Origin of the sequence: Natronoarchaeum sp. GCM10025321 (assembly GCF_042663585.1) — an archaeon.
Classification (GTDB): domain Archaea; phylum Halobacteriota; class Halobacteria; order Halobacteriales; family Natronoarchaeaceae; genus Natranaeroarchaeum.
The window spans coordinates 2,505,597-2,525,342 of the sequence record NZ_JBHTAN010000006.1 but is presented as its reverse complement, the minus strand read 5'-3'; the positions used below and the strand labels follow the sequence as shown (position 1 = coordinate 2,525,342).

The window sequence follows — 19,746 nt, the reverse complement described above, 5'->3', positions numbered from 1 at the left end:
GTGACGGTCCAGACAACGTCTTCCGTCGGCTCCAGGGGGTTCGCCGCAGATATCGTGGATTGAACGTATGACAGCCGTCTGACTCAGTTTTTTACCTCACGCTTCGGTACAAACTGTCATGCCACGACAGTACTCCATCGTCTGTGACGACGATGTCGGCAAGCGAGTCGAGCGACTCGCCAGGGAGTACGAGCTCACGGAACAGGAGGTGCTCCGGCAGTTGATCGAGCGCGGACTCGAAGATTCCGATCCCGCCTAGGCGTTCGAGGGATTCTTTCTGGAGAGCGGGCTCCCACAGATCGGACACCGATCCTTGTTCTCGTCGAACTCGCGACCACAGCCCTGACACTGGAACTGCCAGTTACGCTGTTCGGCGATTCCGTCCCGTGCGATCACTTCCACGTCGACGTTGAGCTTCTCGGCGACGTTCTGCATCGCGTAATCATCGGTCACCAGCCGGCCGTCGAGTTCGAAGGTCGCGGCGATCAGCCGAATGTCAGTGTCCGAGAGCGCATCGAGGTCGCCACTCTCGCGGGCCGCCCGTTCGATCTTCTCGACGGTCTCGTCGCCGGGGATATGGATATGCATCCCCGAGCCCTCCATCGCGTCGTACCGGTAGGCGCTCTCGTCTTCGAGCTCCTCCCGGACGAGCGGGATGGTTGCTGTCTGGCTATCGGTGTGATACTCGTTGATAAACGCTGAGGAGTCGAGAACGTACATTACCGCTTTACGACGATGTAGTCTTTCACTGCCTGGACTGCCTGGACGGGGACGCGATAGCGGCCGCTTTCGTCGGTCCGGAGATCGCTTCCGTGGCCCGTCGTGTCTTCGTCGGGCTCGATGACGACGTCGTGGAGTTCGCCGCTTTTCAGATCCATCGTGATGTTGTACAACATGCCGAGCTCGGTTCCGTCAGTACCCATGACGGCTTTTCCGGAGAGGTTTTCCGCGAGTATGTCGGACATACAGACTCGTTTCGCCTCCTGTAGTATAAACGCCACGGGCGGAACCGACACCGTTTTTTTATCGCGACGACCGGCGGTGGAGTCCTGTTCTGGGCCGAACACTGAAGGTGTGTGGGGTCGTACCACGACGCATGGAGGTCTGGCAATGGGTGCTCGTGTACGCACTCTTGCTCGTCCTGGTGCAGGCGTTCGTCTATCTGTACCTGCGTGGCGAGGACCGTGACCGGTCGTTCGACCTCTCCGACGAGGGAGAACACACGCAGGGGACGACGCCGAGCGCCGCGCCGAGCCAGCCCTATCCCGCGCACACACAGCACGGTCGGCACCCCGAAGGCGCTCCCGAGGATCGCCCGGAAGTCCACCACGCAGTTGCGGCGGGTGAGGACGCCATCGTCTGCCAGCACTGCGGCACCAGAAACGAACGCGAGGCGATCTACTCGTACTGTCGAAGTTGTGGGAGCCAACTGGGCGTCTGATGCCGCGCCGACCGGGTAGCCGGGACTTTTTAGCCACCGGACTGTCTGTGACACCGTGCCCCGAGCAGTAGCGATCAACGTCGCCGCGAACACGAACCTCCCCGGCGTCCGCGGTCCCATCTACGCCGACGGCCGGTTCGAGTACGTCCCGATCCCGGAGCGTGAACCGGTCGACGAACCGGTCCCCACCTACGCGGATCTCGACCTCCGCACGTCGCTCCCCGACGGTCACCTCGACACGCCGGTCCACCTCGACCCTGCCTTTGCCGAATACGCCCACTGCGACCGGTACACCTACGGCGACGAGCACGGCGTCAAGGCCGGTCCGCTGACCGATCTGTCGGCGGGCGACTACGTCTTCTTTTACGCGACGCTTTCGGCGACCGACGAAGAAGCCGAACCGACTGTCGACGACGAAAACGCGCCAACTGCGAGCGACGAACCACGCGCGCGCTGGATCGCCCCCGAGTGGGGTGCCTACGTCATCGGCCAGTTCCGTCTCGCTCGCGACCCGCTTACCGGGGAGGAGTATCGAGCGCTCCCACCGGCCGAGCAGGAGTGGTTCGCGTCCAACGCCCACGTCCGCCGGGAACAGTTCGATGCGAAAGTGCTGCTCGCCGGCGATCCGGACGACTCGGCGCTGTACGATCGGGCGGTCCCGCTCAGTAGCGCTGAGGCGGGGAGCGACGCCAACCGGTTGGTCACCGATCTCTCCTCGGATTCCGGCAACGGGCCGTGGTGGCGTCGCCCGATGCGGTTCGACGCCCCGGCCGTCGAGGAACTGCTCGCGATCCGGCGGACTGGCGCGTTCGATCGCTGTTTCCGCTGAGACTACTCCTCGTCGATGCGCACGACCAGCACTGGCTGATTCGCGCGACGGATCACGTTCTCGGTGACGCTTCCGAGCAGGAACTTGCTGATTCCCGTCCGGGCGTGGGTCCCCATTACGATGGCGTCTATCCCGTTCTCGTCGGCATACTCGACGATACTCTCGTCCGGGGCCCCCTCGTCGACGCGTGTGACGGTCTCGACGCCCGCCTCGGTCGCTCTGCTCACGACGTCGGCGATGACCTCCCGGCCCTCGGTCCGGAGGGATTCCCGGATCGTCTCCCATCGACCGTCAGTGAGTCCCCTCCTGGGGTCGTCGTCGACGACGTAGAGCACGTGTAGCCGGGCCCCCGTGAGGTCGGCGAGATCCATCGCTTCGGCGACTGCGCGCTGGCCGCCGGGGCTACCGACTGTCGGGAGCAAGATCTCCTCGTACATGATACCAGTTTCTTTTCGTCCCGTGGCTCCGAAAGTGTCGGGGTATGTTTCAGCCGGCGAGCGCCGTCTTGACAGTCTCGATACTGTCCGTCTCGACGATGACGGCGACCTGATCACCCTCGTTGAGCGTCGTCCCGGGCAGCGGGATAGTCAGAGATTCGTTCTTGCGGCCGTGTGCGTAGATCCGTGCGCGCTCGGGTAGGTCCACGTCGTGTATCTGCTTGCCGGCCGCGCTCTCGCCCACGCGGAACACCGATAGCTGGAGTTTCTCGGTGAGATCGGAGACGACGTTGAAATCCCCGCCGAGTAGCGCCGTCTTCGCTCCGGCCGCGCCGAGGCGCTCGGGGTAGATGACCTCGTCGACGTCGTCGGCGTACTTCCGGTAGATATCGTGTCTGTAGTCCTCGTCGATCCGGAGCACCGTCCGACAGCCGTGATGTTTCCCGATCATGCAGGCCGCAAAGTTGGCGTTGAGATCACCGGTTAGCCCGCCGACGGCGTCGACCGTTTCGAGATCCGCCTGCTCCAAGGTACTGTCCTCGCTCCCGTCGCCCTCGATCGTCTCGAACCCGTCCGACTCGGCGCGTCTGACCTTCTCCGGGCTCTCGTCGACGACGATCACTTCGTGGCCCTCCTCGCGGAGGATGCGTGCGGTCCGGATGCCCACACGCCCGTACCCTATGATAACGAACTTCATGCGATAGTGGTACGCTACCGGGGATAAAAAAGGCTGGCGACGCTCACGGTTCCGGCAGGCGATCTCACCGAACGATCGGCGACGCCGGAAACGCGAGTACTCCGGCACCCACCAGCGCGGTCCCGAGATACGGGCCGACCGGCGAACCAGCGAGCAGTCCGAGTCCGATCCCGCCCGTCAGGACGACCCCGAGGGCAACGACTGCGGTGCCGACGCCACGTACCGTCGGAGTGAGCGACGCGGGACCATGACCGACCGTGGTCCACGCGACCAGTCCGCCGACGGCCGCACCGGCCGCGCTGGCGGCCGGGCCGCTGCCACCGGTGACGAGGACGGCGAGACATCCTGCGAGAACGGCGGCTACGAGCGCCGGTGTCGCCGGATCGTCGAGTCGCCTGCACGCCGGCAGGGCAACGGCGAGGACGCCCGCTCCGAGGAGGGTTCCGGCCACCACATCGACCGGGTAGTGGACGCCCAGGACGACCCGCGAGACGCCGACGAGGGCGATGGCGGCACCCGCGAGGAGCAGCCGACATCGCCGGGAGGGGCTATCGAGCAACGCCGCGAGCGCGCCCCACGTCACTGTCGCCCCGAGAGCGTGACCGCTCGGGAAACCGTCCGTGGTTGCCGTCGTCTCACGTTCGTAGAACGGCCGAGCGATCGATGCGACCGATTCGGCGGGTACTGCGGGACCGGTTGCTGGACGGGGGAGGCCGAACACCGCCTTCAGAACCAGTACCAGCGAGAGCGCCGTCAGCGAGACGCCGAACAGCGCGGCGATGTCGCGGCGGCCAGTGAACCAGTATGCGAGCGTCATCGCTATTACGAGGATCCAGACCTCGCCCAGTAGCGTCGCCCCGGCAAAGGGGAGCGCGGCCCACTCCGGCGTCGCTCCCTGAATCGCCTCGACGCCGGTAAACCACGCCGTCATCTAGGAGCGCCACTCGCCGATCACGTTCCGAAGTCGGCCGGGCACGCCGAGCACGTTCAGTCCGACACCCACCAGCAACATCAGAACGTATAGCCCGAGTGTCGACAGCCAGATGACCAGCATCGCCGCGACAGCCCACCCGCCGTTGAGGTAGACGAACGCCCCGATGGTCATCGCCGTGCCGTACAGCAAGACGAGATACGGCCCCCAGCCCCGTGCATGACCGCGGCGAACCCGTCGACGGACGTAGCGCTTGAGATCGCTCTCGACGCTATCGCGATCGACTGTCCGGCTCTCGACGTCGTCCTCGAAGTCGTCTAGCTGTTTTCTGAGCTCTGCTAGCTCGCTGTTGAGCCGCTGCACCTCACTTTTCGGTGCGGTACCGGTACTCGCCTCGCCCTCGTCGGTATCAGCGTCGACGCCAGCCTCCTCCGGTCCGGGGCCGGCCATTCCGACGCCACGATCCTCGCTATCGTCGTGTTCGCTGGGTTCGTCGTCCGTCATCGCTTCCGATTGTGTGACACGTCGAACGCCACCACGTTGTAGTTGCCGGTCCTGTTCGGGTTGCTTGTCGGTACTCTCCTCCGGTTCCTCCTCCTGTGCCTGCCCCACGTCGACTTCCCCGCTCGCCGCTTGTTCGTCGATATGGCCGCTAAACACTGCGTTGACGACCGCACCGACCATTACGATCAGCGCACCGAAGTACAGCCAGGTGAGCAACAGCAAGACACCCCCGATGACGCCGTACGCCGCAAAGTTGCCCGCGAACGCCGTGTACAACTGGAATCCAACGCCGAGAACTATCCAGCCGACCGCTGCGATCACCGTTCCGGGTACCGCATCGATCGGGTCGAGACTCGGATCGGGCATGACGAAGTACATCGGATAAAACGCCACGACGAGCGTCGAGAAGAGGATCAGCGTCGCTATCTCCTGGCCGAGTGGACCCAGCGGGAGTCGGCTGATCGCCGTGCCGATGATAGTCACCGCTCCAATGCCGACAATGATCGCACCGAACACGGTCGCGCCCGTGATCATGCTATCGAAGAACGTCGTCGTTCTGGCGGTGCCGTACACCTGTGCGAACGCCCGATCGAGTCCCCGAAAGAGCCGTAATGCGCTCCAGAGCAACACGGCTAGCCCGATGGCTGTCGCGCCGCTACGACCGGCCTCGCCGGTCAGCGCCTCGACCAGCGCCTCCTGGGCCTCCGGCGTCAGGAACTCCCCGACGAACGCGATAATCTGTCCCTCGAAGACGTCGCCACCCATGATCGATCCGATCACCAGCGCGAGCAGCATCAACGGGATCAGGGAGACGAAGGCGTAGTACGCGACCCCCGCCGCCAGAAACGTGATCCCTTCGGACTGGGCCGTCCTGAGGATCGTTCGTAACTGGTCTACCGACGACATCGATGGGTCTCCCACAGAATGTATATGCGGGTAATCATACAAAAACTGGTTGCGTGGTGCGTGCCGGATCAGTCCATCGTGGCCGCCCTGCACTCCTCGACGCTCGCGTCGCTCTTGAATGTCGTGCCACCGTAGTGGGTTCGGGAGGCCTCGTAGCCCGCCGCACGTAGCCGATCTATGAACTCGTCCATACCGATCGCAGTCCGGCCCCACTGCCTGCAGAGGCGGTGTTGATCGTAGTGGGTCGGCCGGTGGATCTCGTCTGCAATCGTCGTCGTCAACTTTCGGGCTTTCTTCGCGGTCCCCATGTCGTCGGTGACGTGCTCGTGGACCTGCTCGACGAACGCCGCGTCGTGGTTCTTGCCGAGCCATATTGGCCCGGCCGTGAGTACGCGGTTCCCCTCACAGGCCGGGCACGTTTCGGGCGGATTCGCGAGCAGTCCGTGCTCGTGCTCGCGGTGGAGACAGTCCTCGCAGTGGTAGATGTGACCGATCTCATCGAGCGTCTCGTTGGCGTCGGTCGCGCGATGGTCGAGTGCGAGATAGGTCCGGACGTAGTGGTTCGTCGCGTGGGAGAACAGCGGCCGCACGCCGACGTCGTACCGGGCCGCGGTGCGGGCGAGCGCCGACAGCAGAATGCGCATCCCGATCTCCCCGTGATACTCGGTGTTGCGCGGGACGGCGGAGTACTTCCTGACGCCGCTGTCGAAGTGCGCGCCACACAGCGGCGCGGTGTCGGTCGCCGTTACGCAGACCATGTTGCGGACGTTGGCGAAAGCGGCGTCGGCGAAGGGGATCGGCGTCCCGAACGGGTCGATGTCGACGACGTCGAACAACTCCTCGTGCAACAGGGCGTTGACGTCGCGCTCGGCCGTCTCGCCGTCCAGATCGTTCCGTTCGAGGTTTCGCTCACAGAGGTCAACGGCGTCGGGGTCGGTATCACAGAGCGTGGCGTCCCAGCCCTCTGCCGCCGCGCGGACGCCGCGGATCCCGCTTGCAGCCATCGCGTCCAGATACGAGTTGGCGCGTGGTTCTCGCTCCCGATAGGCCCGCAGCGTCGCGACCGTGAGGTCCCGGTTCAACTCCTGGACCGGATTGAAAAAGACGGCGTCGTCGATGCCCTCGGAGTCCTGTTCGGGCACCTCGATTTCGACTGCACCCTCCCGAAGTTCCATACACGCCCTCGCCGCCCACGAGCGAAAAGTGCCACGATGCACCTCTCGTATCCGAACCTGTTTTGACAGGTGCGCCCCAACTACCGCCCGGTGTACCGGCCTACTCCAGTCACGTGGACGCCAGCAGGTGGTCCATCGTGACCGACCTCGACGACTGGCAGGCGCTCCTCTCGGACGCCGGCGAACTGACGCCCGCCGCCGTCGAGCGGATCACGGCCGTCCACGGCGACCGCGGCGCGCGTGCGATCGAAGCCGTCGCCGAGGAGCGGGTCAAGCAGTACCGGGATTTCACGGTCGTGGTCGGCCATACCGAGGAGTACGTCATCGAGGGACGGGGCTGTACCTGCAAGGACAGTCTCTACAACCTCGATGAGAACGATCCGACCGATCTCTGCTGGCACGCACTTGCGGTCATGATCGCCCGCCGGATCGACGCGGTCGACCACCACGACATGTGGTACTCGGACGTCCGCGAGTTCTTGTAATGTAGTTGCCGTCTACTCGTTTGTCTCCCGGAGTAGTATATGTTTAGCTTCGGTAAGCAGCTACTTCTATTCCGATATTGTGCGTATACCTTTTAGCTGATACCCTGCCCTAACACACGATGCGACGACGAACGTTCATCGGTACGTGTGGTATCGCAAGTATGGCCGCCGTCGGTGGCTGCCTCGGCTCCGACGACGAGGAGAATGGTGAAGAAAACGGCGGAGAGAACGGCGGGGAGAACGGCGGAGAGAACGGCGGGGAGAACGGCTCAGAGAACGGCGGGGAGAACGGCGGGGAGAACGGTGGGGAGAACGGCGAGGAGAACGGTGGGGAGAACGGCGGGGAGAACGGCGAGGAGAACGGTGGGGAGAACGGCGAAGAGAACGGTGGGGAAAACGGCGGAGAGAACACTGCTATCGAAGAAGAGTTCTCGGGGACCGGCTCCGGAACCATCGATCAGCTCAACGTGGTGGACGGCTTCTCCGGCCTCCGCGTCGATCCTGTCGAAGGGCTGGATCTTACGGTCATCGACGCCGACGGCAACAGCCAGCAGACGTTGGGTTATGATCTCCAGATCTACCAGAGTTTTGTCCCGCTCTTCGTCACGGGCGAGCACGATATCGACGTTCAGGCGGACGAAGGAGTCGAGTGGACGATCACGGCAGTCCAGAACCCGGCCGCCGACGCGACAGTGGTCGACCTCCCAATGACTGTCGAGGGAGCGGAACCGGACTACGTCGGTCCGATCGACTTCAGCGAGGGCGTGAGCGTGTCGATGGATCACGGCGGCGACGGGGAGTTCTTCATGAAACGCCTCGATCTCGACGGCAGCTACGGCCACCAGCTACTCCAAGGGACGGGTAACTACGCAACCCAAACCGATGTAGACGACGACGGGATGGGCTGGATCCTGATCACCGCCAGTGAGCAGTACGAGGTTAGCCTCGAGGCGAGTGGGAACTGAGCGCCAGCAGAGACAGCACTCAGACGCCGGTCGAGTACCGCAGGATTCCTGCGAACCCACCGAAGGCGTTGAGTAGCTGTTCGCCCTTCTCGAAGTCAGACGAAATGAACGTCGTTTCGGTGCCGCGCTGTTCGGCGATATCGATGAGGTGGTCGATAGCGTCTTCGCGCTCGCCCGCTTCGGCGTCGACCGTCTCGCCACACTCCGAGCAGGTGTGATCGGGTGTCGACTTCCGGCTTTCGAGTAGCTTCCGCTCCTCGTGGCCGTTCGGACACTCGTACGTGACGACATCCTTGCGAAGGTCCTCGCTGATCAGGAGCGTCTCGACGGAGCCCATGATCAGATTTCGACGGGTCTGGTCGAAGCCGTAGGTCGCCTTCTCGCCGTCGTGAAGCTCTTTGAAGAACGTCTTCATCAGCGCCTTGTCCTCCATGAGTTCGGCGTCCGCGAGAGCTTCCTCGCCGGCGTCAACGAGGTCGTAGAGCCCGGATTCGTCAGTATAGGAGACGTCGAACTTCCCGAGCACCTTGTCTTGGAGCTCGTGGTGGAGGTAATCGCCGTCGAGGAACTCGTCTTTGGTCGGCGAGGGGCCGCCGACGAGCACGCCGTCGAGTTCGTGGCGCTTGGCGACGAACAGGTCGTTGGCCATCTCGGCGACCTCCTGATAGAAGTTGTCGATCGCTTCGAGGCGCAGGCGGGCGAATCGCTGTGCGGACTGACCACCTTTTCGCTGCTTGCCGGGGACCAGCGAGGAGGCGGACTTGACCGGTTCGACGCGCTTCCCTTTCAGCCAGCCAACGTTCGCCTCGCGGCGGTCCAGCACGATGAGGCCGTACAGCCCCTTGTCGGCCAGCATGTGCTCTAACGGCTCGGTAAGGAAATCGGAGTCGCAATGGTAGCGGAACGACTCGATCGGCTGGGGCGGGTTCTCCAGCGTCTCGGTCACCATCTCGCTTCGGCCGCCGCTGGTGTTGACAGCCCCCGAGAACAGGACGATCCCGTTATCCGGCGGGTAGGTGTCGTAGTACTTCAGGCGCGCCTTGATGCTCGACAGCGCGTCCTGGACGTTCGTCCGGGTCTGTTTGGACTTGATGTTGGCCGCTTCGCTGTGTTCCTGCGTGATATGTGCGACCACGTCGCTGATCTGCTTGTCCGGCGGGACGTAGATCGTGACGAGTTGGGTCCCCGAGCCCTCGTACTCTTTGAGGTCCTCGATGACCTTCCGGAACTCGTACTTCTTCCGGTCGGAGTGCTCTTTTTCCTGCTGGCTCATTATGTGTACTAACCGCTGGCGGGCCTAAGTATGCTTTGACAGATGGATAGCGGACGCCAACGGCTCTCACTGCTCGAATCGGTCAGTAGCTTCGAGCGCGCCCACCAGTCCCGTCGTTGTCACGTCGACAACGTCTCCTGTCAGGTCTGGAATTTGCCAGTTACCGGCACTTCGAACGATGTTTTATTACACATGGGTGTTAGCCTCATAACAACGGATGTCTTCGACAACAGTCTACGCCGTCGCGAGCGGCAAAGGAGGGGTGGGAAAGACCACTACGACCGTCAATCTCGGTACTGCACTGGCAGGCGCAGGACACAAGGTCGTCCTCGTGGATACCGACCTCGGCATGGCGAACCTCGCCGGGTTCGTGAACCTGTCACCGGACGGGCCGACGTTACACGACGTACTCTCCGGCGACGCGACCGTGACCGAGGCGACCTACGAGGTGGCTGAACGGATCGGTGCGGTGCCCAGCGGGACCGAACTCACCAGTTTCGCGCAGGCCGACGCGACGAGACTCCGTGAGGTCATCGACCAACTCCGTTCGGAGTTCGACTACGTCCTGCTGGACGTGGGCGCCGGCATCAGCCACGAGTCCGTGCTACCCCTTGGCATCGCCGACGCCACGATTTTGGTCTCGACGCCGGAACCGGCGTCGGTCCAGGACGTGAAGAAGACGGTCGAACTCGCCGAACAGGCGGGCGGCGACATCTCAGGGCTGGTGCTCACCCGCACCCGTTCGGGCGACGACGTCTCCTACGAACAGATCGCCGCGCGCCTCGACCTCCCCTTGATCGGCGTTATTCCGGAAGACGACGCCGTCCGGGACAGCGTCTACGCCCGAACACCGCTGGTCGTCAACACGCCCGACTCGCCCGCCGCCGGGGCATACCGCGAACTCGCCGCTGGGATTGGTGGCGGGTCGAGCGACGCTTCCGAGGAGTCCCCGGAGACGACGGACGAGGCATCGGCGGCAGTCGGTGCCGAGTCCTCCGACGTGTCCGATGCGCTCTCGGACGTCGAGTCCGACGCGACCGCTGCTGACGGGACTGATTCGGCTGACACCGACGGAGACGACATTCCCGACGAAGATATCGACCTCTCGCTGGAGAGGGAGGGGGCTGAAAGCGAGGAGTCCGACCCGGGCGCGGAAACCGAAGAGTCCGACCCGGGCGCGGAAACCGAAGAGTCCGACCCGGATGCCGAAATCGAAGAGTCGGACGTGGATGTGGACGCCGAGGAGTCGGACGAGCAGGCGACCCCCGACGAAGACGTCGACGAGCAGGCGGACGTCGTCGCCGACGCGGAGAGTGACTCTGTCGAAGCCGCGGCCGGGACGGTCGCGCCCGAAGCGGGCGGTGCAGACAGCGGGGCCGAAGCATCCGCGGACGGCGTGACGATTCCCGACGCGGAAGCGGATGCCGACGCCGCGACCAACTCGTCCGACGACCTCGCTGACGACGCAGTCCCGTTCCGTGGTGGCAATTCGACGGCCGAGGAGGGCGACGCTCCGGCAGAAGACGGCACCGACGAGGACACCGCTGGCGAAGGGGAAGCGGAAGAAGACGCGGACGAAGAGGACGGGAAAGGATTCCTGGGCGGTCTGTTCTAGACGCTCCGGCGGACGTTTCTCCCCGCGTTCTCACATCGACTCGGGAGCCTCGACTCCGAGGACATCGAGGGAGTTCGCAACGGCGTGTTGGGCGGCGGCAACGAGTGCGAGGCGAGCGTCGCGCACCTCGGGGTCGATATCGTCGCCGAGCACCTGACACTCGCGGTAGAAGACGTTGAACCGCTCGGCGATGTCGCGGGTGTAGGTCGCGACGATATGGGGCTGGAGGTCCTCGGCGGCCTCTTCGATCACCGCCGGCAGGCGGGCAACGGTGCGGAGCAGGTCGCGTTCGGCGTCGGTGTCGAGCAAACTGGGGTCGACGTCGGCGGGGGTCGGTGTCACTTGCGCCTCGCCGTCTCGCGGTTCGTCACCGCTCGACCTATTCGAGGCCCCTTGCGCCTCGTCCAGAATCCCACAACATCGTGCGTGGACGTACTGGACGTACGGCGCGGACTGGGCCTCGAAATCGAGCGCGCGTTCCCACTCGAATGTGATCGATTTGGTCGGTTGCTTGGCGACGATATCGTATCTGACCGCGCCGATGCCGACCTGACAGGCGATCCGGTCGACGTCCTCGACGTCCAGGTCGTCGTCGCGGATGCGGTCGTCGAGGCGGTCCTCGACCTCCTCGCGGGCACGGTGGATGGCCTCGTCGAGCAGGTCGTCGAGGTCGACGCCGGTGCCCTCGCGGGTGCTCATCCCCTCGCCGCCGGGGAGGTTGACCCACGAGTAAAACAGCTGATCGAGCTGGTCGGTATCGTTGCCCAGCAGGTCGAGCGCGGCGTCTAGCTGCTCGAATGCCAGGTGGTGGTCCTCGCCGATGACGGTGACGGCACGGTCGTAGTTGTCGAACTTCCACTCGTGGTGGGCCAGATCCCGCGTCGGGTAGAGACTGGTGCCGTCAGAGCGCAGGAAGACGAGGTTCTTCTCGATGCCGTACTCGTCGAGTTCGAGTTGCCACGCCTCGTCGTCGTAGACGGCCTGATCGAGCTCCTTGAGTCGCTCGACGAGGTCGGCGGTCGAGCCATTCCGCATAAAGCGCGTCTCCTTGACGAACTCGTCGAACTCGGCTGGCAGTCTGGCGAGGGTCTCCTGCATCCCCGAGAGCACGGTGTCGACGACCTCGCTCACGCGCTCGTAAGCGTCCTCGTCGCCGGCTTCGAGGCCCTGCATGATGGCCTCGATCTCGGCTTCGGCGTCCTCGACTTCCTCCTCGGGCGCGTCCTCGAGGAACGCGTTGCCCTTGCGGTAGTAGCGGACATACTCGTAGTCGGGTTTGTCGCGTTCGGGGTCGGGCAGGTCCCCCTCGTCGAAGCGCTCGTAGGCCCAGGCGAAGACGGCGATCTGTCGCCCGGCATCGTTGACGTAGTAGTGGCGGTCGACGTCGTAGCCGGCGTAATCGAGCACGCGACAGAGCGCGTCGCCGATGATCGGGTTGCGCGCCCGGCCGACGTGGACGGGGCCGGTCGGGTTGGCGCTGGTGTGTTCGACGACGACGCTCGTCTCGCGGTCGTCGAGTCGGCCGAAGCCGTCCGACTGGGCGGCGTCGAGGGTGTCGGCGAAGTACCGGTCGCTCGGCAGGAAGTTGACGTACGGTCCCTGTGTGGTCACGGCGTCGACGTACTCGTACTCGCCGGCGTCGATGGCCTCGGCCACGTCTGCGGCGACTTTCGGCGGCGGTGCGCCGACCTCGCCGGCCAACCGGTAGGCGATGCTCGACGCGAGCACGGCGTCGACATCCTCCGGTGGCTCCTCGATGCCGAGGTCGTCCTCGGGCAGGTCGAGCGCATCGAGTGCGCCCGCCAGCGCGTCTGCCACTTCGTCGCGGATAGAGAGGAACATGTGCCCCCCTATTCGAGCGCCGGATATAGGAGTGACGAGTTTCGACGCGGAGCGCTGGGACTCAGACCGGCTTCGGTTCGGACCGTACGCCCGGCACTTCGTCGAGCTCCCGGTCCTCTTCGAGCGCCTCCAGACAGTCCGAGACGGTGTACGTTTCGTCCGGGCCGGCACACGGGTAGACTCCCGAGAACTGCTCACCTTTCCGGAGCACCAGACAGAGTACCGGCAGGAACATCACCGTCCGACCCGCTGCGCCCTGACGCACGCGAAAGAACGGATCGACGGTGAGGTCGGTGTCCTCCAGAGCGCGTTCGAACTCCCTGTACATCGCTATCTCCTCCGGAACGCCGCCGCGACCGCCTGACCGGAAACAGACCTTTCGACTCCACCGCGTGACATCTACTTCGTCGACGACGCCCGATTCTTGCAACTCGTACAGTCGTTGCAGCGTCGATTCCTGTGTCTGCTGCGTAGCGTCGGGTGCGAACCCGCGCATATACACCTCGATTCGGAGTGGTCCGTCCGTTCTGTCCATGAATCCCCCGAGAGAATGTACCACATAGCCCGATAAAGTCCTTTCCCGACCCCTCTTTTCGGGGACCAGTCACTGGAATGTACTGTCACGATTCGGATACTGCTTCGGGCCATCAGTTCCGCCTCGACGACCCCCTGATAGCCCGCTCTGGCGCGTCACGCTAAAAACCCTGGCCCGATAACGGGGGAGTATGCATTTCGACCAGCGCACTCAGAACGCACTGCGCGAGGCCGGCCTCGACGTCGACGACCTCAAGCAGACGTCCGAGGCAGTCGTCGATTCGACCCGACAGACTGCGGACGAACTGGAAGCCTTCTTTGGCGACGCCGACAGCGTCTACTCGGACATGGAGATGGCCCACAGCGTCGACGAATACCCCGAGCATACCGTCGACTACCTCGACCTGACGACGCACGCCGCGGAGATGCGCGGTTGGCTCCGCTTCGATAGCTGGGGTGCGTACGTCGAGGACGGCCGGGTGCTCGACGACGGACTCGTCGAACTCTCGCTCGGTCCGACGGTTCACGACCGCGTCCGGTTCGCCCGCTCGCGAGAGCGGCTATGACGCGGGTTCGGCTCCGAGGCATCTACACGACTGCACTCACCCGGCGACTGCTCGATGCCGGTCACGACGTCGTGCAGGCGTCGCCACCGATCCGCGAGCGCTTCGAGGCGGACCTCGAAGCGGCCCCCCGTGATGTCTCGATTACGGACACGAAGCATCGACAGGGGGTCGGTGTATCGGGGCCGACCGACGCGGTCGACGCCGTCCTTCCCGAACTCAGGTCGCTTGCCCGCGATACCCTCGTCTGGGCGGATCCAGCCCCGACGGGTGCGGTCTTCGATGGACAGGTGACCGAGACGCTCGGCAGCGGCGCTATCGTCGCGCTCGGGGATCCCTCGACGGTCCAACTGGACGACGTCCCGCTCCCGACGGGCGATGTCGAGGGCTTTCTCCCCTACGACGACACCGACGGCTACGTCGACGACGGCGACCGGATCCGCGTGCAGGTGCGTGACGCCGCACCGCCGTGGGCCGACCATCGGCCACAACTGAGCACCGATATCGAGGCGGGCGGTGGACTCGTCTCGCTCGTCCGCGGCCGTGAGGAGGTGCGGGCCGCGGTCAGCGGCCAGCGTGGGACCGAACTCGTCCGCACCACCGAGATGCTCCCGGTCGACGCCCCCGATGGCTGGGGGATCCGCTGGGAGCGTCCGGCCGCGGACGCCGAGATCGGGACGCTCGGCGACGCGCTCGACCGGACCACCGCCCGTGCGAACACGCTGGAGGAGACGCTCGCGGACGCCGACGGCGAATCGCCCGCTGATTCCGACACTGAAAGCCGGCTTGTGGCTCCCAACGCGACCGTCTGGTGTTGGTTCGGCCGCGAGTCCCGCAGCGCGCTCGACGGTTCGCGCCGCGACGTGACGACGACGATGCCGGGCCACCACCGGATCAAAGCCGGCGACCGCTCCGCCAGCGACGCGGTGGACTTCGTCGAAGCCGTCTGCGAGCCAGCGGGTGAGTTTCCGTTTGCCGCCGTCACTGGCCAGTTCGGCCCCGTCGAGGGCGACCTGCTCGCGCTCGGTCACGGCAAACCGGACGGTCGACTTCTCGAACTCGGCCGCGGCGAGGTGACCGAACGCACCGATGCGGGCGTGACGGTCCGTCGCGAGATGCGGAGTTCGGGCACCTACGACGGCATCGGCACCGAGCGCACGCGCGGTGACATCGCCATCACGAAACTCGTCGAGGGCCGGTGGTGGTATCCGACGGTCTACCGCGGCGAGGACGGCGAGCGGAAAGGCACCTACGTCAACATCTGTACGCCAGTCGAACTGTTCCCGGATTCGGCCCGATACGTCGACCTCCACGTCGACGTCGTGAAACAGCCCGATGGCACGGTCGAACGCGTCGACGAGGACGAACTCGCCGCCGCCGTTGACGCCGGCTATCTCCCCGAAGCGCTCGCCGAGAAGGCTCGAAACGTCGCGACTGCAGTCGAAAACGCCCTCTAACATGACCGAGACCCCACGCCCCACGCCGCCGTCCGAACGCATCGTCAGTTTAGACGCTCTCCGTGGGTTCGCGCTGCTCGGCATTCTGTTGATCAACATCTGGGTGTTCGCGATGCCCGAGGACGTGTTGTTCAACCCGAACATCTACGGCGACTTCACCGGGGTGAACTACGCGGCGTGGCTGTTCACGCACATCTTCGCGGAGGGGAAGTTCATCACGCTGTTTACCCTGCTGTTCGGCGCGGGCATCATCCTGTTCACCGACAGCAAGGAACGGAAAGGCCAGGAGGCCCGCTCGCTGTACTACCGGCGCACGGTCTGGCTGATCGTCATCGGACTGGCGCATGCCCACCTGCTCTGGTACGGCGACATCCTCGTCGCCTACGGAGTCAGCGGCCTCTGGGTCATCACGGCCCGGGGCTGGCCCCCCCGGAAACTGCTCCTGATCGGGGTCGGTATCTTTGCCGTCCCATCGGTGCTCGAACTCTTCGTCGCCGTTCAGTCGGGTGCCGAAGCCATCGCCCCGCAGTGGGACCCAGCCGCGAGCGTCATCCAGCAGGAGGTCGAAACGTACCGAAGTGGCTGGGTCACACAGCTAGAGCATCGCGTGCCGGCGGCGATCCAGCGCGAGACGACAGGCTACGTTAGCTACTCCTTCTGGCGTGTCAGCGGGCTGATGCTCGTCGGGATGGCGCTGTACAAACTCGGTGTCTTCACCCACGACCGTTCGACGGCGTTCTACCGTCGGCTGATCGCCGGCGGTGCGCTCGGCGGGTTCGCGCTGATCCTCGCGGGCCTCGTCTACATCTCGGCCAACGACTGGTCCGCGGGCGCGGCGCTGTACTGGCGACAGTTCAACTACTGGGGTGCGCCCCTGGTCTCGAGCGCGTATCTCGGCGGTATCTTCCTGTACGCTGGCCGGCGGTCCGACGGCCCGATCACTCGTGCGCTCGCCGCAGTCGGGCGGACGGCGTTCTCGAACTACCTCTTTCAGACGGTGGTGGCGACGTCGATATTCTACGGCCACGGTCTCGGTCTGTTTGGCACTTTCCAACGTATCGAACTACTCGGTATCGTCGCGGGAATCTGGGCGGTAGAGGTGGTGCTGTCGGTGCTCTGGCTACGATACTATCGGTTCGGGCCGGTCGAGTGGGTCTGGCGCGTCCTCACTTACCGGCGGCGCGAACCGCTCAGAAAGTGAACTTCAGGCGTCGACGTCGTGGTCCGGGTCGTCCTCGACCTGACGTTTCATCGACTCGCGGCGGGATTTGGCGTCCCGGCCGGTGGCTTCGAGCAGGAAATCGTTCTTCGCGTCGACGGCGTCTGCGGCCGCGTCGGCGTTGCCCTCCGCGATGACGTCCTCTGCGGGGCGCTCCTCGAAGTGAACCGCAAGCTTGTCTTTCTTGCTGCCGTACTCGGAAGTGCCGGCGACGATCCGATCGAAGACGGGGTTGTCCGGATCCTCGACGACGTAGAGGTCGTTGCCCTTGAACTCCTCGGTCCCGTCTATCGTGCCGAAGTAGTCTTCGACAGTTTCTTTCATATCGGGGATTCGTTCTTCGAGATACTCGCCGCGTCGCATCTTGTACTCTTTCATGGTTGATGAAATCGGTCGGCGTTGATTTACCCGTTACGCTTGCTTCTGCTCCGCGAGGTAGCCGCTCCGACATTCGGGACAGATATCGCCCGCTCTGAGCGAACTCCCTGTCCCCGGTGCGGAGAAGCTACACTCCGGACAGACGTACTGCGAACCGCTCCCGTCTCCCGTCGACTCGACCGGCGTCGGCGCGCTATCCACGCTCGTAAACGTCGTCTCGGCGTTCTGTTCGGGGCGTTCGACGACTGCCTCGCCGTCGGCATCGCCGCCGGACTCGGGCCGCAACCCACCGCCGAACTCGACGTCCTCGGGCTTACCGCTCCCGGTATCGGCGTCGTACCCCTCGTCCTCTCCCTCGACTGCCGGCCAGTCCTCGCTCGGTTCGTCGTCGTCGGCCCGCGTGTCGTCCGAGTCGGGCCACTCGCCGTGTGCTCGCTCGCGTTCGGGCTCTTCCTCGGGTTCGTCGTCGGCGTCCAGGATCACCGCGTCGTCCTCTTCGGGGTCCATCTCCGGTTCGTCGTCGGCCTCGGTCGCGGCACCGGCCTCCTGCGTCGCGGCCGGGACCTCGTCGCTGTCGTCGGGTCCCTCGTCGACGAACTCGGCGTCGTGGCCGTCCCCGGCGGCCGGCGGGGTCTCGCTCTCCGCGGCCGCTGGCTCCGTGTTCGGTGCGTCCCCACCAGAATCGGGCTCTGGCGTCGCGTCGCCTGCTGTCTCCTGCGTGGTCGGTTCGGGTTCGTCGGCCGACTCCGTCAGCGCGGTTACCTCCTTGTTCTCGCTGACGAGTTTCGTCTTCCCGCACCGGGAACACGTCTGTTCCTCCCGGATCGTCACGACCACTTCGTTCCCCTGTTCCTCGCGTTCACGCTCGACTTCGCTGTCGCCGTAGTCGTGTCCGAGGAGCGAACACCTGATAGCCATTGTCCACGCATACCCAACCGCCCCCTAAAAAGTTGCCGCCCGCGAGTACGTCGGCCGAACACTGCAAACACGTCAGAAAACGAAAATAAGGGTAAAAACGGATGGGGCGTATGTATCATATATGAAAGCACGGCCGGAGTATCGCGACAGGGCTGACGTAGAGGTCGCGGTGCTTGATGCGCTTGTCGATCGGAACGACGACGGGATGACGGTGTTCGAGCTTCGATCTCACGCCGAGGTCAGTATCCACGACCTGGAGGCCGCGCTCGAATCGCTCAAAGACGACGGACTCATTCAGGTCGACGACTCGGGGAAGCGGACGGTGATCAAGGCCGACGAGCGCGTGATTCCGTCGACGACGAACGACTCGGAGGAGCCATCATTCTTCGAGGAACTGCGCGAACGACTGCCGTTCTGATCCGCCGCCTCTCGCCCGCTTGCTCGAACCGCTGACCTTTTTCGCCCATAGCCCCCAGTACGGGTAATGACCGTTATCCACTCCGTCCACGAGGATCACGGCGCGACCTTTGCCGAGCGCGGCGGACGGCAGGTCGTCCGACACTTCGGCCGGCCTGGCCGTACCCACCGCGCCGTCCGCAACGGCGTCGGCCTGATCGAGATGGCCTACGGCGTCCTCACGATCGAGGGCTCGGATCGGGTGAGCTACGTCGACAACGTCGTCTCGAACGCCGTGCCGACCGAGAACGGCGAAGGCTCCTACGCGCTCGTGCTCGATCCCCAGGGCGGCATCGAGACGGACATGTACGTCTACAACGCCGGCGAGCGACTCCTGATCTTCACCCCGCCCCAGCGCGCCGAACCGCTCGCCGACGAGTGGCGCGAGAAGACGTTCATCGAGGACGTTGACATCGACCTGGCGACCGACGACTACGCCGTCTTCGGGCTTCACGGGCCGAAAGCCACCGAAAAAGTCGCAAGCGTGCTCAACAAGTCCGGAACGCCCGAGGCGCATCTCTCCTTCGTCCGCGGCTCGATGGGCGACGAGGGCGTCTCGGTGATCCGGACCGACGCGCTGGCCGGCGACGAGGGCTTCGAGGTCGTCTGCGCGGCCGACGATGCCGAAGCCGTCTACGACACCCTGCTAAACCACGGACTCAACGCCGCCCCCTTCGGCTACGATAGCTGGGAGACGCTGACGCTCGAAGCCGGGACGCCGCTGTTCGATACCGAACTGGAGGGCCAGATACCGAACGTCCTCGGCCTTCGCAACGCCGTCGACTTCGAGAAGGGCTGTTTCGTCGGCCAGGAGGTCGTCTCCCGCGTCGAGAACCGCGGTCGGCCGAGCAAACGGCTCGTCGGACTGACCTGCGAGGCGGTCCCGTCGGCAGGTGCGGCAGTGTTCGACGGTGACGCCTCGGTCGGTGAAGTGACCCGCGCCGCCCGGACCGAACTGGTCGCGGAACCGATCGCTCTGGCACTCGTGCAGTTCGACGCCGCCGAGGAAGACGACCTCACCGTGCGTGTCGACGGCGAGGACGTCCCCGCGACGAGTACCTCGCTCCCCTTCGTCGAAGGGAGCGACCGGTCGGGACGGCTCCCGGCCTACGAATAGCTGT

Annotated in this window: 23 protein-coding genes; 11 read left to right on the top strand and 12 right to left on the bottom strand. The window is 64.7% G+C overall.

The window, feature by feature from the left end; all coding sequences use genetic code 11:
- The first annotated feature begins 118 nt into the window (after nt 1–118).
- A complete protein-coding gene (locus tag ACFQL3_RS15850) occupies nt 119–259 on the top strand; it encodes a CopG family transcriptional regulator (RefSeq protein WP_377056042.1) in 141 nt (46 codons plus the stop codon).
- Here the strand turns inward: ACFQL3_RS15850 and ACFQL3_RS15845 are convergent.
- Nucleotides 256–720 (bottom strand): NOB1 family endonuclease, encoded by a 465-nt coding sequence (locus ACFQL3_RS15845; RefSeq protein WP_377056040.1) that lies wholly within the window; start codon nt 718–720, stop codon nt 256–258. The two genes, ACFQL3_RS15850 and ACFQL3_RS15845, sit on opposite strands and share 4 nt — an antisense overlap.
- Nucleotides 720–965 (bottom strand): PRC-barrel domain-containing protein, encoded by a 246-nt coding sequence (locus tag ACFQL3_RS15840; RefSeq protein ID WP_377056038.1) that lies wholly within the window; start codon nt 963–965, stop codon nt 720–722. The genes ACFQL3_RS15845 and ACFQL3_RS15840 overlap by 1 nt, the downstream gene beginning before the upstream one ends.
- Nucleotides 966–1,096: 131 nt before the next feature.
- On the opposite strand from ACFQL3_RS15840, the gene ACFQL3_RS15835 reads away from it, so the two are divergent.
- Together ACFQL3_RS15835 and ACFQL3_RS15830 are read left to right on the top strand one after the other, a co-directional pair.
- Nucleotides 1,097–1,441: a DUF7577 domain-containing protein gene (locus ACFQL3_RS15835; protein ID WP_377056036.1), complete on the top strand. Its 345-nt coding sequence runs from the start codon at nt 1,097–1,099 to the stop codon at nt 1,439–1,441.
- Between the two features lie 55 nt (nt 1,442–1,496).
- Nucleotides 1,497–2,270, top strand: coding sequence for a hypothetical protein (locus tag ACFQL3_RS15830; protein ID WP_377056034.1), 774 nt, complete (start codon nt 1,497–1,499; stop codon nt 2,268–2,270).
- A 2-nt stretch (nt 2,271–2,272) separates the two neighbouring features.
- On the opposite strand, the gene ACFQL3_RS15825 is transcribed toward ACFQL3_RS15830, so the two are convergent.
- The 5 genes from ACFQL3_RS15825 to ACFQL3_RS15805 form a co-directional block, all read right to left on the bottom strand.
- Nucleotides 2,273–2,707 (bottom strand): universal stress protein, encoded by a 435-nt coding sequence (locus ACFQL3_RS15825; protein ID WP_377056032.1) that lies wholly within the window; start codon nt 2,705–2,707, stop codon nt 2,273–2,275.
- A gap of 49 nt (nt 2,708–2,756) precedes the next feature.
- Nucleotides 2,757–3,404, bottom strand: a complete 648-nt coding sequence (locus ACFQL3_RS15820) for a potassium channel family protein (protein ID WP_377056030.1) — start codon at nt 3,402–3,404, stop codon at nt 2,757–2,759.
- A 64-nt stretch (nt 3,405–3,468) separates the two neighbouring features.
- Nucleotides 3,469–4,335 carry a phosphatase PAP2 family protein gene (locus ACFQL3_RS15815; RefSeq protein WP_377056028.1) on the bottom strand — a complete coding sequence of 289 codons (867 nt, stop codon included), beginning with the start codon at nt 4,333–4,335 and terminating at the stop codon, nt 3,469–3,471.
- On the bottom strand, nt 4,336–5,745 hold the full coding sequence (locus ACFQL3_RS15810) for a YihY/virulence factor BrkB family protein (RefSeq protein WP_377056026.1): 1,410 nt from the start codon (nt 5,743–5,745) through the stop codon (nt 4,336–4,338).
- A gap of 68 nt (nt 5,746–5,813) precedes the next feature.
- Nucleotides 5,814–6,920: a tRNA (guanine(26)-N(2))-dimethyltransferase gene (locus ACFQL3_RS15805; RefSeq protein WP_377056024.1), complete on the bottom strand. Its 1,107-nt coding sequence runs from the start codon at nt 6,918–6,920 to the stop codon at nt 5,814–5,816.
- Between the two features lie 137 nt (nt 6,921–7,057).
- On the opposite strand from ACFQL3_RS15805, the gene ACFQL3_RS15800 reads away from it, so the two are divergent.
- Both ACFQL3_RS15800 and ACFQL3_RS15795 read left to right on the top strand, forming a co-directional pair.
- The gene (locus ACFQL3_RS15800; RefSeq protein WP_377056022.1) at nt 7,058–7,405 is read left to right on the top strand and encodes a hypothetical protein; all 348 of its coding nucleotides are present in this window, start codon (nt 7,058–7,060) and stop codon (nt 7,403–7,405) included.
- Nucleotides 7,406–7,524: 119 nt separating this feature from the next.
- Nucleotides 7,525–8,370 (top strand): hypothetical protein, encoded by an 846-nt coding sequence (locus tag ACFQL3_RS15795; RefSeq protein ID WP_377056020.1) that lies wholly within the window; start codon nt 7,525–7,527, stop codon nt 8,368–8,370.
- Nucleotides 8,371–8,389: 19 nt separating this feature from the next.
- On the opposite strand, the gene prf1 is transcribed toward ACFQL3_RS15795, so the two are convergent.
- Entirely contained in the window at nt 8,390–9,643 is a 1,254-nt protein-coding gene (gene prf1, locus ACFQL3_RS15790) for a peptide chain release factor aRF-1 (protein ID WP_377056018.1), read from the bottom strand.
- A gap of 217 nt (nt 9,644–9,860) precedes the next feature.
- Between prf1 and minD the strand changes: the two genes are divergently transcribed.
- On the top strand, nt 9,861–11,258 hold the full coding sequence (minD, locus tag ACFQL3_RS15785; RefSeq protein ID WP_377056016.1) for a cell division ATPase MinD: 1,398 nt from the start codon (nt 9,861–9,863) through the stop codon (nt 11,256–11,258).
- 30 nt (nt 11,259–11,288) lie between these two features.
- Here the strand turns inward: minD and argS are convergent, their stop codons facing one another.
- Both argS and ACFQL3_RS15775 read right to left on the bottom strand, forming a co-directional pair.
- Nucleotides 11,289–13,100 (bottom strand): arginine--tRNA ligase, encoded by a 1,812-nt coding sequence (gene argS / locus ACFQL3_RS15780; protein ID WP_377056014.1) that lies wholly within the window; start codon nt 13,098–13,100, stop codon nt 11,289–11,291.
- Between the two features lie 61 nt (nt 13,101–13,161).
- Nucleotides 13,162–13,635 (bottom strand): HTH domain-containing protein, encoded by a 474-nt coding sequence (locus ACFQL3_RS15775; protein ID WP_377056012.1) that lies wholly within the window; start codon nt 13,633–13,635, stop codon nt 13,162–13,164.
- Between the two features lie 190 nt (nt 13,636–13,825).
- On the opposite strand from ACFQL3_RS15775, the gene ACFQL3_RS15770 reads away from it, so the two are divergent.
- From ACFQL3_RS15770 to ACFQL3_RS15760, 3 genes are read left to right on the top strand one after another with little or no spacing between them, the layout of a single operon-like run.
- Nucleotides 13,826–14,200, top strand: a complete 375-nt coding sequence (locus tag ACFQL3_RS15770; protein WP_377056010.1) for a DUF7532 family protein — start codon at nt 13,826–13,828, stop codon at nt 14,198–14,200.
- On the top strand, nt 14,197–15,654 hold the full coding sequence (locus ACFQL3_RS15765) for a DUF402 domain-containing protein (protein WP_377056008.1): 1,458 nt from the start codon (nt 14,197–14,199) through the stop codon (nt 15,652–15,654). The genes ACFQL3_RS15770 and ACFQL3_RS15765 overlap by 4 nt, the downstream gene beginning before the upstream one ends.
- 1 nt (nt 15,655) lies before the next feature.
- On the top strand, nt 15,656–16,855 hold the full coding sequence (locus ACFQL3_RS15760; protein WP_377056006.1) for a DUF418 domain-containing protein: 1,200 nt from the start codon (nt 15,656–15,658) through the stop codon (nt 16,853–16,855).
- A 3-nt stretch (nt 16,856–16,858) separates the two neighbouring features.
- Here the strand turns inward: ACFQL3_RS15760 and ACFQL3_RS15755 are convergent, their stop codons facing one another.
- The gene (locus ACFQL3_RS15755; protein ID WP_377056004.1) at nt 16,859–17,251 is read right to left on the bottom strand and encodes a DUF5611 family protein; all 393 of its coding nucleotides are present in this window, start codon (nt 17,249–17,251) and stop codon (nt 16,859–16,861) included.
- Nucleotides 17,252–17,284: 33 nt separating this feature from the next.
- On the bottom strand, nt 17,285–18,169 hold the full coding sequence (locus ACFQL3_RS15750; RefSeq protein ID WP_377056002.1) for a DUF7093 family protein: 885 nt from the start codon (nt 18,167–18,169) through the stop codon (nt 17,285–17,287).
- A gap of 121 nt (nt 18,170–18,290) precedes the next feature.
- Here ACFQL3_RS15750 and ACFQL3_RS15745 point away from each other — a divergent pair, with 121 nt between their 5' ends.
- Together ACFQL3_RS15745 and ACFQL3_RS15740 are read left to right on the top strand one after the other, a co-directional pair.
- The gene (locus tag ACFQL3_RS15745) at nt 18,291–18,587 is read left to right on the top strand and encodes a DUF6432 family protein (RefSeq protein ID WP_377056000.1); all 297 of its coding nucleotides are present in this window, start codon (nt 18,291–18,293) and stop codon (nt 18,585–18,587) included.
- Nucleotides 18,588–18,653: 66 nt separating this feature from the next.
- Nucleotides 18,654–19,742: an aminomethyltransferase family protein gene (locus ACFQL3_RS15740; RefSeq protein ID WP_377055998.1), complete on the top strand. Its 1,089-nt coding sequence runs from the start codon at nt 18,654–18,656 to the stop codon at nt 19,740–19,742.
- The last annotated feature ends 4 nt before the right edge of the window (nt 19,743–19,746 follow it).